General features: G+C 37.8%; 16 protein-coding genes. 10 read left to right on the top strand and 6 right to left on the bottom strand.

Translation table 11 applies throughout. The features are described from left to right. Nucleotides 1-29: 29 nt before the first annotated feature. On the bottom strand, nt 30-899 hold the full coding sequence (locus tag B6258_RS00420) for a hypothetical protein (RefSeq protein WP_099073645.1): 870 nt from the start codon (nt 897-899) through the stop codon (nt 30-32). Between the two features lie 298 nt (nt 900-1197). On the opposite strand from B6258_RS00420, the gene B6258_RS00415 reads away from it, so the two are divergent. Continuing rightward, nucleotides 1198-1545, top strand: a complete 348-nt coding sequence (locus tag B6258_RS00415; protein WP_231039671.1) for a hypothetical protein — start codon at nt 1198-1200, stop codon at nt 1543-1545. 92 nt (nt 1546-1637) lie between these two features. Here the strand turns inward: B6258_RS00415 and hemF are convergent, their stop codons facing one another. After that, nucleotides 1638-2546 (bottom strand): oxygen-dependent coproporphyrinogen oxidase, encoded by a 909-nt coding sequence (hemF, locus tag B6258_RS00410; protein WP_099073644.1) that lies wholly within the window; start codon nt 2544-2546, stop codon nt 1638-1640. A 133-nt stretch (nt 2547-2679) separates the two neighbouring features. Here hemF and B6258_RS00405 point away from each other — a divergent pair, with 133 nt between their 5' ends. The 8 genes from B6258_RS00405 to cysM all read left to right on the top strand — a co-directional run bounded on the left by B6258_RS00405 (nt 2680) and on the right by cysM (nt 10199). After that, nucleotides 2680-3117: a GNAT family acetyltransferase gene (locus tag B6258_RS00405; protein ID WP_099073702.1), complete on the top strand. Its 438-nt coding sequence runs from the start codon at nt 2680-2682 to the stop codon at nt 3115-3117. Between the two features lie 336 nt (nt 3118-3453). Further along, entirely contained in the window at nt 3454-4071 is a 618-nt protein-coding gene (locus B6258_RS00400) for an RpoE-regulated lipoprotein (RefSeq protein WP_240531497.1), read from the top strand. Nucleotides 4072-4191: 120 nt separating this feature from the next. Next, the gene (locus tag B6258_RS00395) at nt 4192-5088 is read left to right on the top strand and encodes a Dyp-type peroxidase (protein ID WP_099073643.1); all 897 of its coding nucleotides are present in this window, start codon (nt 4192-4194) and stop codon (nt 5086-5088) included. 237 nt (nt 5089-5325) lie between these two features. Further along, nucleotides 5326-6345: a thiosulfate ABC transporter substrate-binding protein CysP gene (cysP, locus tag B6258_RS00390; RefSeq protein WP_099073642.1), complete on the top strand. Its 1020-nt coding sequence runs from the start codon at nt 5326-5328 to the stop codon at nt 6343-6345. Continuing rightward, entirely contained in the window at nt 6345-7178 is an 834-nt protein-coding gene (gene cysT, locus B6258_RS00385; RefSeq protein WP_099073641.1) for a sulfate/thiosulfate ABC transporter permease CysT, read from the top strand. The genes cysP and cysT overlap by 1 nt, the downstream gene beginning before the upstream one ends. Then, on the top strand, nt 7178-8020 hold the full coding sequence (gene cysW, locus B6258_RS00380) for a sulfate/thiosulfate ABC transporter permease CysW (protein WP_099073640.1): 843 nt from the start codon (nt 7178-7180) through the stop codon (nt 8018-8020). The genes cysT and cysW overlap by 1 nt, the downstream gene beginning before the upstream one ends. A gap of 32 nt (nt 8021-8052) precedes the next feature. Beyond that, the gene (gene cysA, locus B6258_RS00375; RefSeq protein ID WP_099073639.1) at nt 8053-9141 is read left to right on the top strand and encodes a sulfate/thiosulfate ABC transporter ATP-binding protein CysA; all 1089 of its coding nucleotides are present in this window, start codon (nt 8053-8055) and stop codon (nt 9139-9141) included. Between the two features lie 173 nt (nt 9142-9314). Next, nucleotides 9315-10199 carry a cysteine synthase CysM gene (gene cysM / locus B6258_RS00370; RefSeq protein WP_099073638.1) on the top strand — a complete coding sequence of 295 codons (885 nt, stop codon included), beginning with the start codon at nt 9315-9317 and terminating at the stop codon, nt 10197-10199. A gap of 335 nt (nt 10200-10534) precedes the next feature. On the opposite strand, the gene crr is transcribed toward cysM, so the two are convergent. The 4 genes from crr to cysK form a co-directional block, all read right to left on the bottom strand. Continuing rightward, nucleotides 10535-11044 carry a PTS glucose transporter subunit IIA gene (gene crr / locus B6258_RS00365; RefSeq protein WP_036935451.1) on the bottom strand — a complete coding sequence of 170 codons (510 nt, stop codon included), beginning with the start codon at nt 11042-11044 and terminating at the stop codon, nt 10535-10537. Nucleotides 11045-11093: 49 nt separating this feature from the next. After that, nucleotides 11094-12821 (bottom strand): phosphoenolpyruvate-protein phosphotransferase PtsI, encoded by a 1728-nt coding sequence (ptsI, locus tag B6258_RS00360; RefSeq protein WP_099073637.1) that lies wholly within the window; start codon nt 12819-12821, stop codon nt 11094-11096. A 137-nt stretch (nt 12822-12958) separates the two neighbouring features. After that, on the bottom strand, nt 12959-13216 hold the full coding sequence (ptsH, locus tag B6258_RS00355) for a phosphocarrier protein Hpr (protein WP_006533407.1): 258 nt from the start codon (nt 13214-13216) through the stop codon (nt 12959-12961). Nucleotides 13217-13546: 330 nt separating this feature from the next. Beyond that, nucleotides 13547-14500 (bottom strand): cysteine synthase A, encoded by a 954-nt coding sequence (gene cysK / locus B6258_RS00350; RefSeq protein WP_099073636.1) that lies wholly within the window; start codon nt 14498-14500, stop codon nt 13547-13549. Between the two features lie 235 nt (nt 14501-14735). Between cysK and B6258_RS00345 the strand changes: the two genes are divergently transcribed. Then, nucleotides 14736-15266, top strand: a complete 531-nt coding sequence (locus tag B6258_RS00345) for a hypothetical protein (RefSeq protein ID WP_099073635.1) — start codon at nt 14736-14738, stop codon at nt 15264-15266. Nucleotides 15267-15413: the final 147 nt, after the last annotated feature.

The raw sequence follows: 15413 nt of genomic DNA, 5'->3' as shown, positions 1-15413 counted from the left end.
GCCACATTTTCATGTGGCTTTTTTATCTATTATAATAGATTCCAATAAGGCATAGGATTTTTTTGAGCCCATAATAAGTAGTGGTTTATTATTATTGAGCTATTATTTATTGATTTTGAGTATTGTTTATCAATAATTTCCTTTATAAGATCTTTAATCTCTAATAGATATTTTTCTTCTTGAAAGATAAAACGTTCATTCGTATACTCTAATTGTTCTGGTAATAACGTAATATAAGTATCCTCATTATTACCTTCTTTTTTATTTGTGTAAACAAAGGAATCATAACCTTTTCCTAATGCCCAACTTCTTAATTTAAAAGATAAATCTAACCATACAATTTCTTGATTTTGGCTTATATTAAAATCTTCGTTAATTGCTTTTGCTCTATCTTTTCTTTTATTAAATTCAGATGAAAAAAATGTATTGGTTAAGTATGTTCTTTTTATATTTTTTATGTCTTTTTTAGTGAATGATTGATAAACATCCTCTGGATAAATAATATTATTAAATGGATGAAATAGGGATTTTATTTCAATAATTTCTTGTTCGTTTAAATAGTTATGATCAACAACATTAGGGCCTCCACTACCAATAGGATCATCCTCCCATAGATCTATTAATCTGAGTGGGTTTTCAGCTTTTACATTATATTTAAAAATTGAATAGTTTTTGACGAAATTACAAAAAGATATTAATTGTTGTTCTAATGTGATTTTTTTTATTATTTTTCCATTTATATCAAGTAATTGTATTGAATAATCCTTATCGACTAGATATCTATTTTGATGGGTAAACATGCTTTCGATTCGTTCTGCAGGTGCAATAGGTGATATAGCAAGGTGATTGAATACCGAATTTACTTTTTTTGAAGATTTACTTGAATGATATAAAAACATATTTTCTCCTTATAAAATAGTACTACTATAAAATAGTACATATTTGTTTTTTTTCAAATTTAGCTATATAATAAAAATTATTTAAATTGCATTAAATAATAAATCACTCTATTTATAGAGAGTACATATTTATTTTATTTGGAATAACTATAATTTTCATAATAATAGTTAAACAGGGAAGTAAAAAGTTTCTACTAATTATATAGAATAAATTCTATCTTCATAAAAAATTAATTATTTCTTTTAAAAAAACAGCTAAAATAAAATTGATTCCTATTCGTTTTAAAGAGCTATTACGTTGAAAAAAAAGATTATTATCACATCAATTTTTATGCTTTCTGCTTGTGCAACACCTGAAAAATGGGAAGCGAATACTACCACGCCGTCTCCTTTAGATATTGCCAAAAATATGTGTAACCAAGAAGCGAATAAGCAATATACCGTGAGATATGTGACGCCAAGTAAACCCGTGTTTGCGCCGATGCGAATCAATGGGAAAGAGATCCCTAATGCAGGGATTGGGCCATCTGTTCCTTATGATGCTAATGAATGGTCGCGCAAAGATTATTTTAATACTTGTATGAGAGCCGAAGGATGGGAAAACAAAAATAAAGTGACAGGTTTACTGGCTTTTTTGTTTAATTAATTTTAGAAAATAGTTGTTATTAAACTTCTCGTTTTATTCTAGTCATAAAGCCACATTTTTAATGTGGCTTTATCATCAATAAATTAAGGACTCTACACCCACTCTTTTTGGATCAAAAAGTCACTGTATAACTTTGCTTCAGGGGTATTCGGTTCAGGAGAGTAATCATATTCAAAACGGACTAAAGGTGGCATAGACATCAAAATTGACTCCGTTCTTCCTCCACTTTGTAAGCCAAATAATGTACCTCTATCCCATACTAAATTGAATTCAACATAGCGACCACGGCGATAGAGCTGGAACTGGCGTTCACGCTCTCCCCAAGGCATTGATTTGCGCTTTTCAACAATAGGTAAATAGGCATCAAGATAACCAAGTCCAATGCGTTGGACAAACTCGAAACAGTGGTCAAAATCTGGGGTATTTAAATCATCAAAGAAAAGACCACCAACACCACGAGGTTCATTGCGGTGTTTAATATAAAAGTAATCATCACACCATTTTTTATAACGAGGGTAATAATCTTCACTAAAAGGAGTACAAACTGATTTAGCAACCTTATGCCAATGAATAACGTCTTCTTCAAATCCATAATAAGGTGTTAAGTCAAAGCCACCACCAAACCACCAAACGGGATCTTCACCTTCTTTTTCAGCAATAAAAAAACGGACATTGGCATGAGAAGTCGGAATATAAGGATTAAGAGGGTGAATAACCAATGAAACGCCGATTGCTTGAAAACGACGTCCTGCTAATTCAGGGCGATGTGCAGTAGCAGATTTTGGTAATGTATCGCCATAAACATGTGAGAAATTGACGCCAGCTTGTTCAAAAAGAGCGCCATTGGTTAAAACGCGAGTACGACCACCACCACCTTCTTTTCTTTCCCAGTTATCTTGATGAAAAGTGGCTTTTTGGTCTATGTTTTCAAGAGAGCGACAAATCGTATCTTGTAGTGATAAGAAAAACTCTTTAACGCGATGAATATCAGGTAAATTCATAATAGCCTACAATTTTTATCATATTTATTAAAAATAAAACTCCATATTGTCTATGTTCTCATTTTCAAGTTGATTCATAAACCAAACAAGCGATAATAAATTCAGATTTATGTGACCGATAATGGGCAAAACCATGGAAATACGTGTATTTCGCCAAGATGATTTTGAGGCAATTATTACACTTTGGGAGCGTTGCGATTTGATATCGCCTGATAACGATCCTGAAATTGATATTGAAAGAAAATTAAACCACTCACCCGATTTATTTCTGATAGCCGAAGTGGCTGGTGAGATTGTGGGGAGTGTGATGGGTGGCTACGATGGTCATCGTGGCTCTTTATACTATTTAGGCGTTCATCCAGATTTTCGAGGAAGAGGCATTGCCAATGCATTGATTTCTCGATTAGAGAAAAAGCTGATTGCGAAAGGGTGCCCTCAAATTACATTAGTTGTACCAGAAGAAAATGATGCAACAATCTGTATGTTTGAGAAGTTATTGTATGAAGATCAAAACCAAGAAAGCACAACTTATGCTAAACGATTAATTGTTGATCAGGATTTCGATCTTTAATTGTGTTTAAAACCCCTGATATCTTTAGGGGTTATTTCTCTTCTCTTTATATTTATCTCTTTTTTCTTTGTTTCTATTCTTGCATTTGTACTTCTTATTTTATGCGTAAAATCTGATATTACCTTTTTTGTGGAACAAAATGTTCTGTTGATGGTCGTAACTAGGCTTTCTTTTCATGTGGTTATCTAAGATCAAATCAGTAGATATTTTGCTATGCTGATTTATCGCGACGGTTTTAGCCTGATGATTGGGGCGATACAAAGAGTAAGATAAGGTGTGCTTAATCACCTCAATATCTATTTTAATGTGTGACGAAAAAGTTTAACGGAGAAACAAATGATGCCTAAGTTTTGGTTACCCTTGTGTTTAAGCACAAGTGTTTTGCTATTAAGTGGCTGCTCATCCATGGGAGGAATGTCTTTTTCTGCACTAAATCCGATGAATTGGTTTTCAAATGATACGTTAACAGTTTCTGCCAATGGATTAGGAAATATCACCAGTTCAACAAAAATAACAGAAAGTGAAATAAAAAATGAGCTAGGGAGTAGCTTCAATTATCGTGAAGGTATGGAGATGCAAGGTAGCGATATTATTGTTGTAGTCCAAGCGATTGATGATAATAAAGTTCAAGTGGCCTTCTATGGCAAAGAAAAAGGCACTGTTGAAAAAATAGAAGTCTTTGATGCCAAGGCAACAACGGATTGGGGTATAACGATAGGTACACCATTTAAAGATATCTATAAAAAAGCATTTGGTGCGTGTAGCAAAGGTCCTAAAGATGAAAAACAGAGAACCATTTTATGCCAATCTACAGAAGCTAAATCGGTGAGTTATGTCTTTAGTGGCCAATGGGATGGTCCTGATGGATTAATGCCACCTGATGAAGTTTTATCTAACTGGACATTAACGCAAATTATTTGGCAGAACAAATCGCCTTCACGCTATTCCTTATAAAATAAGGAAGATTTTATAATCAGACTGTCCGATTTTTGTTAAAAGGCAAATCTTCAGGAAAAGAGATTCGATATAATTAACATCATTTTGGGTGTTTTGGTTATTGATTAGGAAAGCAATATGTCTCATGCACAAAGTGGCATTTTAGTCGCACATAGTAAATTTGGTCTTTTTATCGAAGCAATGGTCGTGGGTGAATTAGAGGCTCTGCGTGAAGGGTGTCAGAAATTCATGCAATCATTATCTGATCTACAAAAGCAATTTCCTGATGCATCACTAGGTGCAGTTGTTGCATTTGGCTCTGATCTTTGGAAAAAACTTTCTAATGAGAATAGCGCACCAGAGCTCAAACCTTTTCGCCCTTTAGGTAAAGGTTTAGCGCCTGCAACACAGCGTGATCTTCTTATTCATATTCAATCTATGCGTCATGATGTGAATTTCTCACTGGCACAAGCTGCCATTGCTGCTTTTGGTGATGCAATCAAAGTAGAAGAAGAAATTCATGGTTTCCGTTGGATAGAAGAGCGCGATTTAAGTGGTTTTATTGATGGTACAGAAAATCCACAAGATGATGAGCGCTATGGCGTTGCACTAATTAATGACGGTGTTGATGCTGGTGGTAGTTATGTTTTAGTTCAACGTTATGAGCATAATCTGAAAAAATGGGCTCGTTTTAGTGAATCAGACCAAGAAAAAATGATCGGTCGCACTAAAAAAGACAGTGTCGAACTTGATGAATCTGAGCGTAATGTGACATCTCACGTTTCTCGTGTGGTAATTGAAGAAGACGGTGAAGAGTTAGCGATTTTACGTCACAGCCTGCCTTATGGTACTGCAAGTGGTAAACATGGTTTATATTTCTTAGCTTACTGTGGTCGTTTATATAACATTGAGCAGCAACTATTGAGCATGTTTGGTGAATTAGACGGCAAACATGACGACTTATTGCGTATGAGTAAACCTGTAACAGGGAGCTATTACTTCGCACCTTCTTATGAAGTATTAAAAGCGCTGTAATCATTATCTCGTGTTAAATACGTTTTATTGATGAAATGCCTGCTTTAAAAGCGGGCATTTTTTGTCTGAATTTTTTTCACATTAATAATAATTGATGCAAATTTAATTAATTAGCCTGAGCTTCATTCATTTTTAATAGCTTATAGTTATATCAAATAACAAAAGCTAACTACACTGTTATAAATAAAGTCGATAGAGTAACCATTAGAATAAAACTTACAATGATGGGTACTTTTGATGAAGAAAAACACAATCAGAACCTTTGCATTACAAGCAACCGCAGCATTGTCTTTGGTGGTTAGTAGTTATGCGGGGGCGGCTCAATTGCTTAATAGCTCTTACGATATCGCAAGAGAGCTATTCACACAGCTAAATAGCGATTTTAAAACACAGTGGGATGCTCAACATCCCGATGATAAAGTTACAATCAAACAATCCCATGCGGGCTCTTCTAAGCAGGCACTTGCAATATTGCAAGGTTTACCTGCGGATGTCGTGACCTATAACCAAGTTACCGATGTGCAAATTTTGCATGATAAAGGCAAATTAATTCCTGCTGATTGGCAACAACGTCTTCCTAATAATAGCTCGCCTTATTATTCCACCATGGCGTATTTAGTACGCAAAGGAAATCCAAAGAATATTACTTCATGGGAGGATTTAACACGTGAAGATGTCAAAGTGGTTTTCCCTAATCCTAAAACATCGGGTAATGGTCGCTATACCTATTTAGCAGCGTGGGGCGCTTTTGAAAAAGCTTATGGTAACGATGAGAAGACACAAGAAGCAATGAAGAAATTCCTCAAGAATGTTGAGGTATTTGATACAGGCGGTCGTGGTGCAACAACCTCTTTTATTGAACGTGGACTTGGAGATGTTCTGATCAGTTTTGAATCTGAAGTTAATAATATTCGTCAACAATATGGTGAAGATGAATATCAAGTCATTGTGCCACCCGTTGATATTTTGGCTGAGTTTCCTGTCGCTTGGATTGATAAAAACGTTCAACGTAATGATACCGAAGAACTGGCAAAAGCCTATCTCAATTATTTATACACTCCTAGAGCACAAGAGATCATCACGCAATTTAATTATCGCGTAAATGATAAAGCGGTCATGGCTAAAAAAGCAGCTCAGTTCCCAGCAACGTCACTATTTACGATTGAAGAGGTATTTGGTGACTGGAATAACGTGATGAAAACACATTTCACGACAGATGGCATGCTTGATAAATTGTTAGCGCAAGGACGTCAATAATGTTTATCACAACCAGTAAACGGGTATTACCAGGATTTGGATTAAGTTTAGGTGGAACACTGTTTTACACCTGTTTGATCTTACTGTTACCAATGAGTGCGCTGGTTGTGCAACTTTCTGATATGAGTTGGTCCCAGTATTGGGCGGTGATCACGCATCCTCAAATTGTGGCTGCTTATAAAGTCACACTATTAGCGGCCGCGGTTGCCAGTATTTTTAATGCTATTTTCGGTATGTTGCTTGCGTGGATCATTACACGTTACCGTTTTCCGGGTAGACAACTACTTGATGGTTTAATGGATTTACCTTTCGCTTTACCTACGGCTGTTGCTGGTTTGACGCTTGCAACTCTTTTTTCAACACAAGGCTGGTACGGTTTTGTATTGGATAAATTTGATATCAAAGTCATTAATACATGGATTGGCATTGCCGTTGCTATGGCTTTTACTAGTTTACCTTTTGTCGTAAGAACAGTTCAGCCCGTTCTTGAAGAGTTAGGCCCTGAGTATGAAGAAGCGGCTGAGACACTAGGCGCGAGTCGTTGGCAGACGTTTTGTAAGATTGTATTACCAGAGTTATCACCCGCACTAATAGCAGGAACCGCACTCTCTTTTACGCGCAGTTTAGGTGAGTTTGGCGCTGTTATTTTTATTGCTGGCAATATTGCATGGCAAACAGAAGTCGTTTCTTTGATGATTTTTATTCGATTGCAAGAATTTGATTATCCAGCGGCAAGTGCTGTTGCTTCTGTGATTTTACTTGTTTCATTAGTCTTACTGTTTTCAATTAATGGATTACAAAGCCGATTTGGTCAACGGTTAAGGGGGCATTGATGTCAGATATTATGCAACAACGCTCGGTATATCGTCGCCAAATTGATTGGGTAAAGTGGGGGTTAATCCTTACAGGCGTTGTGTTATCCATTTTATTTTTAGTTGTGCCTATTGCGTGGATCTTTATGACCGCGTTTTCAAAAGGCGTTGAGATATTCACTGAGAACTTATTAGACAGCGATATGTTACATGCTGTCTGGTTAACCGTACTTATCGCGTTAATCACGGTACCTGTCAATATGGTGTTCGGTGTCAGCATGGCATGGCTTGTCACGCGCTTTCGTTTTCCGGGACGCCAGTTATTAATGACATTGATTGATATTCCATTTGCAGTGTCTCCAGTGGTTGCTGGATTACTTTATCTGCTTTTTTACGGTAGTAATGGCTGGGCTGGGCAGTGGTTATCGCAATTTGATATTCAACTTATGTTCTCATGGCAGGGAATGGTATTAGTGACGGTATTTGTCACTTGCCCTTTTGTAGTGAGAGAACTGGTGCCAGTGATGATGAGTCAAGGCAGCCAAGAAGATGAAGCAGCCGTGTTATTAGGTGCAAGTAGTTGGAAAATGTTTTGGCGAGTGACCTTACCAAACATTCGCTGGGCATTGTTATATGGCGTGGTATTAACTAATGCCAGAGCTATCGGTGAATTTGGTGCGGTTTCTGTGGTCTCTGGTGCTATTCGTGGCGAAACCTATTCATTACCGTTACAAGTTGAATTACTGCATCAAGATTATAATACTGTTGGTGCATTCACTGCAGCCGCATTACTCGCGATGATGGCAATTTTCACCTTAATGTTTAAAAGTGCTTTGCAATGGCATTTAGCCCGTCAGCAATGAACATCATTATTTACACAAAGTAGAGGCAAAATATGAGTATTGAAATTAATAGTGTCACTAAATATTTTGATCGCACTGAAGTGTTACATGATGTCACCCTTGATGTGGCTTCAGGTGAAATGGTGGCGCTGTTAGGGCCTTCTGGATCAGGTAAAACAACACTCTTGCGTATTATTGCAGGCCTTGAACATCAAACCCAAGGAAGTCTTCGTTTCGAAGGGGTGGATGTCAGCCGGTTACATGCTAGAGATCGCAAAGTGGGTTTTGTTTTTCAGCATTATGCACTGTTTCGCCATATGACCGTATTTGAGAATATCGCTTTTGGTTTAACAGTATTGCCTCGAAGAGAGCGTCCTAACAAAGAAGCTATTCATAAAAAAGTGCAACAGTTATTAGAGATGATCCAGTTGCCTCATTTAGCGCAACGTTATCCAGCACAATTATCGGGTGGGCAAAAACAGCGTGTCGCTTTAGCAAGAGCTTTAGCGGTTGAACCTCAAATTTTACTACTTGATGAGCCTTTTGGCGCTTTAGATGCCAAAGTAAGAACAGAATTGCGTCGTTGGTTACGTGAGTTGCATGAAGAGCTTAAATTTACCAGTGTCTTTGTTACTCATGATCAACAAGAAGCGATGGAAGTGGCTGATCGCATTGTGATTATGGGAAATGGCAAAATAGAACAAGTAGGGACACCACAAGAAGTGTGGCAATCACCCAAAAGCCGCTTTGTTTTAGAATTTTTAGGTGATGTGAATCATCTACAAGGTGAAATTAACGGTGCTCAATTACAGATTGGGGGATATCACTTGCCATTATCTGTGACTCCGCTTTATCAAGGTTCGGTAGATGTGTTTTTACGTCCTTGGGAAATTGCATTAAGTGCGCATGCCAACAGTGTTTGCCGATTGCCAGTCAAAGTTATTGAGGTATCACCCAAGGGACATTATTGGCAGTTAATTTTACAGCCATTAGGATGGAGTGAAACACCTATTACTGCAGTTTGGAATGATATTTCTTCGGCGCCGACAAAAGGAAATACCTATTATATGGGAGGTGCTAAAGCCCGTTTATATACGGGAGATACTCCCTTAAATACGGTATCGTTAGCCTATACTGCTTAATTTTATTAATAGCATAGCCTTTTATTATTTCTCACCCATGCTTATTTTTAGTGTGGGTGTTTTGGTTTTTACGAAAGTGTAGAGACTTATTGAATTACGTTAATATTATTGCGTTAATAAGTTAAATGTGATTTCTTCATTAATACAGACAAACAAATGAGCAGGAACTTATTGTGGCAGGGTTAGAACAATTTATTGGTAATACACCATTAGTAAAACTACAACGACTTACACAAGAGGTGGACGCTGAAATCTGGGTTAAGCTTGAAGGCAATAATCCCGCAGGTTCAGTGAAAGACAGAGCTGCATTATCGATGATTGAACAAGCGGAATTACGCGGTGAAATAAAACCGGGTGATACGCTGATTGAAGCAACCAGTGGTAATACGGGTATTGCCTTAGCGATGATTGCAGCGGTAAAAGGTTATCGTTTGAAGCTGTTAATGCCTGAAAATATGAGTAAAGAGCGTCAAGCATCAATGCAAGCTTATGGCGCAGAATTGATTTTAGTGAGTCGTGAAATCGGTATGGAAGGTGCGCGAGATCTCGCACAACAGATGGAACAGCAGGGGGAAGGTAAGGTATTAGACCAATTTAATAACCCAGATAACCCAAGAGCTCATTTTATTTCTACTGGCCCTGAAATTTGGCAACAAACACAAGGTCGTATTACACATTTTGTTTCGAGTATGGGAACTACGGGCACAATCACGGGGGTGGGAAGTTACTTAAAAACACAATCTGATAGCGTGCAAGTGATAGGTCTTCAGCCTGAAGAAAAAAGTCAAATTCCAGGTATTCGTCGTTGGTCACCTGCTTATTTGCCGGGTATCTTTAAACAAGAGCTGGTGGATAGTGTGATAGATATGTCACAAAAAGAAGCAGAATCAACGATGCGCCTTTTAGCAAGTCAAGAGGGTATCTTCTGTGGCGTAAGTTCTGGAGGGGCTGTTGCTGGCGCTCTGCGCGTTGCAAAAGAGAATCCGGGAGCGGTGATTGTTGCGATTGTGTGCGATAGGGGTGATCGTTATTTATCGACGGGCGTTTTCTCGTCATAATTCAAGTTGTAGCGTTGTTGACCGTGTTCACTCACTCTAGTCACATACTAAAGTATGCTCCTAGGGACTTATTCACTTGTCGCCTAGCTACATCTTGAATTATTTAGAGCATTTTACTCGTCATACTTCAAGTTGTAGCGTTGTTGACTGCGTTCACTCACCCTAGTCACATACTAAAGTATGCTCCTAGGGGCTTATTCTACATCTTGAATTATTTAGAGTAAGAACATCGTCGAATGAGTGAGAGTCGTTTTTAGTTTTTAGCTTGTGTTTTTTGAATATAAAAAAACCGCCACTTTATTGGTGGCGGTTTAAATAGAGAACATAACAGAAGATTATTTTTTAATCTGAATAATAACGGTTTCACCAACAGTAACTGGGCCTGTCATTTTAGTTAAACCTTGAATTTCATCCATATTAGAGATAACAACCGGTGTTAGAACTGATTTTGCTTTTTCTTCTAATACCGCCAAGTCAAATTCTAAAATAGTATCACCGACTTTTACCTGCTGACCTTCTTCAGCGATACGTTTAAACCCTTCACCTTTCAGTTCAACAGTGTCGATACCGAAGTGGACAAATAACTCGATACCGTTGTCAGACTCAATAGAGAAAGCATGGTTAGTCTCGAAAATTTTACCGATAGTACCATCGACTGGCGCAACAATTTTATTACCAGCAGGTTTGATAGCAATACCGTCACCTACGATTTTTTCAGCGAAAACAACATCAGGAACATCTTCGATATTGACGATTTCACCAGAAAGTGGTGCAACAATATCAATCGTGCCACTGCCTTTCTTTTCCTCTGAAACCAGTGATTTTAATTTATCAAACAGACCCATGAATCTTCTCCTAATTATTGTAGTTGGGACCGGGCTCTGGCTAATGCGATTAGCACAGTGTCTTTTCTTTAGTAAAAGTTTCTACTAAGTCCATCAATTCTTTTGCAGTTGGCTGAGCAAGTGCTTGCTCTGCTAATGCTTTTGCATCATCGTAATTCGCATTACGGATCACTTTTTTGATGCGAGGAATTGAAATAGCACTCATACTAAACTCATCTAATCCCATGCCGAGAAGGAGCAATGTTGCTCGTTCATCTCCAGCAAGTTCACCACACATTCCAGTCCATTTACCTTCAGCATGTGATGCATCAATCACCTGTTTTATCAGGTTGAGTACTGCAGGTGACATTGGATTATATAGATGAGATATCAGCTCATTTCCACGGTCTACAGCCAGAGTATATTGTGTTAGATCGTTAGTCCCAATACTAAAAAAGTCAACTTCTTTTGCCATATGACGAGCCATTACTGCTGCGGCTGGGGTTTCTACCATCACACCGACTTCAATAGATTCATCAAAAGCTTTCTTTTCTTCACGAAGTTGGCTTTTCAGTATTTCAAGTTCTGCTTTCAATGCTCGGATCTCTTCAACAGAGATAATCATTGGAAACATAATGCGTAGTTTACCAAAAGCAGATGCTCTTAAGATAGCACGTAATTGCGGATGAAGGATCTCTTTACGGTCAAGACAGATACGAATTGCACGCCAGCCTAAGAATGGGTTCTCTTCTTTTGGTAGGTTCATGTAAGGTAAGTCTTTATCACCACCAATATCCATTGTACGAATAATGACCGCAGGGCTTCCTACAGCTTCGGCTACCGCTTTATAGGCTTGGAATTGCTCATCTTCGGTTGGTAAAGAGTCTCTATCCATAAATAAGAACTCTGTACGATACAGACCAACCCCTTCAGCACCGTTACGCTCAGCACCCGCAACATCTCGAACTGTACCAATATTAGCGCAAACTTCGACTTGATGCCCATCAAGTGTAATGGCAGGTAAGTCTTTGAGTTTTGCTAATTCTTCTTTTTCGTGTAAGTACTCTTCTTTGATAGCTTTTAATGCTTCGAGTTCCTCATCTGATGGATTAATAATGATTTTGTTATTAATCGCATCAAGAACAAGATAATCGTCTTTTTTAATGGTTTGTGTCGCATTAGATGTTCCCACGATAGCTGGAATTTCTAATGAACGAGCCATGATAGAGGTGTGAGAGGTTCTGCCACCTAAGTCAGTGATAAAACCTAATACGTTGTCTAAGCTTAATTGCGCTGTTTCAGATGGGGTAAGGTCAGTTGCTACTAAAATAACTTTCTCTGAGATAGCACTTAAATCGATAATTGGCATCTCTAAGATATTTCGCATTAAACGTTTACCAATATCACGAACGTCAGCCGCACGCTCTTTTAGATATTCGTCATCTAACGCTTCTAATGCGGTTGCTTGGTCTTCAATAACAGATTGAACTGCAGCTTCAGCGGTTTTTTTGTCACTTTTGATGAGAGTAACAATTTCTTGTTCTAACTCTTCATCTTCTAGCAACATGATATGACCTTCAAAGATTTCGGCTTTATCCGCACCAAGATTCTTTTCAGCACGCTCTTTAATAATTTCTAGTTGTTGTGCAGATTTGTTACGGCCATCTTTAAAACGTTCGATTTGATTCTCAATTTCATCACTTTGTATCTTACGTTGGCTAATGATGATGGGCTCTTCTTTGAGGAGAAGGGTTTGACCAAATGCGATACCGGGTGATGCTAAAATTCCTGAAATCATAATTTATCCTACGACTCGCTGGTGATAATCTTAAAAGAATAGGATTGCAAAATACTGTTGTTTTAAAATCATCATTGAAATTAACTCCCCTGAATGGTTTCAGGGGAATAAATACGGCGTTAATACTTAATCGCGAATTACTCTAATTCTGCCATTAATTTTACCAATGCTTCAACAGCTTGTTTTTCATCTTCGCCTTCAGCAGAGATAGTCACAACAGTACCTTGGGTTAAGCCTAAAGTTTGTAACTTGAAAAGGCTCTTAGCGCTGGCAGATTTACCGCTAGAGATAAGCGTGATATCAGAAGAGAATGTTTTGGCTTCTTTTACAAATTGTGCTGCAGGACGAGTATGTAAGCCGTTTGGTGCTGTAATAGTAACTTCTTGCTGGTACATAGGATTTTTTCCTTTTATAACTCAATTGTTCACATTAAGTCAGGACTTAGTAAGTGTAGATGAATTTGTCCTGCTTTGCGTAGCAATATCAGATAATATTAAGTCGTAAAGCGTCATCTGATAAAAATAGTGTTCAGAAAGATAAAAGAGTTCGTTTTGTTATCTCGATTATTTTCTGATTAATTTCGACCTTCGAAATAATTAATTGATTAAATACTAAACTCGAAGAAATAAATCACCTGTCTGGATAACAAACTTTGATCTCTACCACAAAAAAAGCACCATTAAGGTGCTTTTTTAATAAATATTTTACAATTGAGATGACGCGATTTAGCTATCAGAAATGTCAGCAAAAAGTGGGGTGCTTAAATAACGCTCACCTGAAGAAGGTAAAATAACCACAATTTCTTTATTAGTAAATTCTGGCTCTTTTGCGAGTTTTACTGCTGCCGCAATCGCTGCACCTGAAGAAATACCTGCGAGAATACCTTCTTTAGTCATAAGTTCACGAGCAGTATCAAACGCCTCTTCGTTAGTGATTTGAATAACACGATCCAGTAACGATAAATCGAGGTTTTCAGGAATAAAACCCGCTCCGATACCTTGGATTTTATGTGGGCCCGGTTTAATTTCTTCACCTGCTAGAGCTTGAGTGATAACAGGGGAGCCTGTTGGTTCAACAGCAACCATTGTTACTGCTTTACCTTGTGTCTTTTTCAAATAGCGACCAATACCTGTAATTGTACCACCAGTACCGACGCCAGCTATCACGGCACCTACTTCACCATCAGTATCATTCCAGATTTCAGGGCCGGTGGTTTTTTCATGAATTTCAGGGTTAGCTGGATTACTAAATTGTTGTAGTAAAAGGTAGCGTTTAGGATCGCTATCACGAATTTCATTGGCTTTGTCAATGGCACCTTTCATGCCTTTTGCGCCTTCAGTCAGCACTAAATTAGCGCCTAATGCTTTGAGCAATTTGCGACGTTCTACACTCATGGTATCTGGCATCGTCAGTGTTAATTTGTAGCCACGAGCTGCGGCAACATAAGCCAGCGCAATCCCGGTATTACCACTGGTAGGTTCTACAAGCTCAACACCTTCTTTAAGAATGCCTTTTTTTTCTGCATCCCAAATCATGTTGGCACCGATACGGCATTTCACACTGAAGCTTGGGTTACGAGATTCCACTTTAGCCAGAATATTGCCATTTCCGAAATGCTTTAAGCGAATTAAGGGAGTGTGCCCAATAGTTTGCGAGTTGTCTTCGAAAATCTTGCTCATTTTTATCCTCGGTACATGATTTTTATAAGGTCAGATGAAATTACCATACGCCATCAAGCTAAAGATGGAAATAAGCTTTATGAATATACTTATAACTTTTTTATCTTTTTATTCCAAAAGGTTCTAATTCAGAGTCAGTGAGACGATTCACAAATTAATAAATCAAGAGATGTACAGTATATTGATGGCTGATAATCTATTTTTAATCACATTTACTGTAAATACAGGGGTCATAATGGAAACCATTGAAGAGTTGATTAGCGCGCTTGAACTCGCCGTGCCTGAATTAGATGCGCAAGCTTTGCGTGAAAATTTACCCGAGTCAGATGCTCAAGAAGATGTTCTTAATTGGCTGTATGAATCACTCTCTGCTCAAGGATTAATGGATTATGTGGAGTGGACAGAATATTTTGGTGATATTCCTGACCTAAAATCGTTAGAGCACATCTCTTTGCCTGAATCACCCAGTGCGTTGATTTTATCTCAAGTTGAAAATATTGATTGGGATGAGGTGAGTGTAGACCCTTATATGTTGCCTTATGAACTCCCTTATTTGGAATATATTAACCACTTTTTGACAGAAAAAGGGTTACGATTGGTCGATCTCACACCGTTTGAAAATGCTTATATTTTCTGCATTCGAGATGATGAAGAGATTATTGAAAAATTAGATGGTGCATTAAATATCTTTGAGATGGGCATTAATGAACGTGAGCCGATGGATAGAGAAGAAACAAAAGATTATATTCGTTCATTAATTGAGTAGCCTAGTTAATAACAAATTAAGCCAAATTACGTTTTAGAAAAAAAGTATAAAAAACCCCCATTTTAATGAACTGCACCCCAAAAGTTGGACACCAACTTTGGGGTGTTTTTCCATGGCTAAATATTCTCTTGATTTTAAACTAAATGT

The organism is Proteus alimentorum (assembly GCF_002607735.1).
In the GTDB taxonomy this organism is placed as follows: domain Bacteria; phylum Pseudomonadota; class Gammaproteobacteria; order Enterobacterales; family Enterobacteriaceae; genus Proteus; species Proteus alimentorum.
Note: the sequence above shows the minus strand (reverse complement) of the source record. Positions and strands in the feature narration are given on the sequence as shown.

What these genes read in the sequence shown, in the direction of transcription:
- cysW (WP_099073640.1), top strand. Translation starts at nt 7,178, where the DNA reads ATGTCAGATATTATGCAACAACGCTCGGTATATCGTCGCCAAATTGAT.
- cysT (WP_099073641.1), top strand. Translation starts at nt 6,345, where the DNA reads ATGTTTATCACAACCAGTAAACGGGTATTACCAGGATTTGGATTAAGT.
- B6258_RS00420 (WP_099073645.1), bottom strand. Translation starts at nt 899, where the DNA reads ATGTTTTTATATCATTCAAGTAAATCTTCAAAAAAAGTAAATTCGGTA.
- cysP (WP_099073642.1), top strand. Translation starts at nt 5,326, where the DNA reads ATGAAGAAAAACACAATCAGAACCTTTGCATTACAAGCAACCGCAGCA.
- ptsH (WP_006533407.1), bottom strand. Translation starts at nt 13,216, where the DNA reads ATGTACCAGCAAGAAGTTACTATTACAGCACCAAACGGCTTACATACT.
- B6258_RS00395 (WP_099073643.1), top strand. Translation starts at nt 4,192, where the DNA reads ATGTCTCATGCACAAAGTGGCATTTTAGTCGCACATAGTAAATTTGGT.
- ptsI (WP_099073637.1), bottom strand. Translation starts at nt 12,821, where the DNA reads ATGATTTCAGGAATTTTAGCATCACCCGGTATCGCATTTGGTCAAACC.
- cysA (WP_099073639.1), top strand. Translation starts at nt 8,053, where the DNA reads ATGAGTATTGAAATTAATAGTGTCACTAAATATTTTGATCGCACTGAA.
- B6258_RS00345 (WP_099073635.1), top strand. Translation starts at nt 14,736, where the DNA reads ATGGAAACCATTGAAGAGTTGATTAGCGCGCTTGAACTCGCCGTGCCT.
- B6258_RS00405 (WP_099073702.1), top strand. Translation starts at nt 2,680, where the DNA reads ATGGAAATACGTGTATTTCGCCAAGATGATTTTGAGGCAATTATTACA.
- cysK (WP_099073636.1), bottom strand. Translation starts at nt 14,500, where the DNA reads ATGAGCAAGATTTTCGAAGACAACTCGCAAACTATTGGGCACACTCCC.
- crr (WP_036935451.1), bottom strand. Translation starts at nt 11,044, where the DNA reads ATGGGTCTGTTTGATAAATTAAAATCACTGGTTTCAGAGGAAAAGAAA.
- B6258_RS00400 (WP_240531497.1), top strand. Translation starts at nt 3,454, where the DNA reads ATGATGCCTAAGTTTTGGTTACCCTTGTGTTTAAGCACAAGTGTTTTG.
- hemF (WP_099073644.1), bottom strand. Translation starts at nt 2,546, where the DNA reads ATGAATTTACCTGATATTCATCGCGTTAAAGAGTTTTTCTTATCACTA.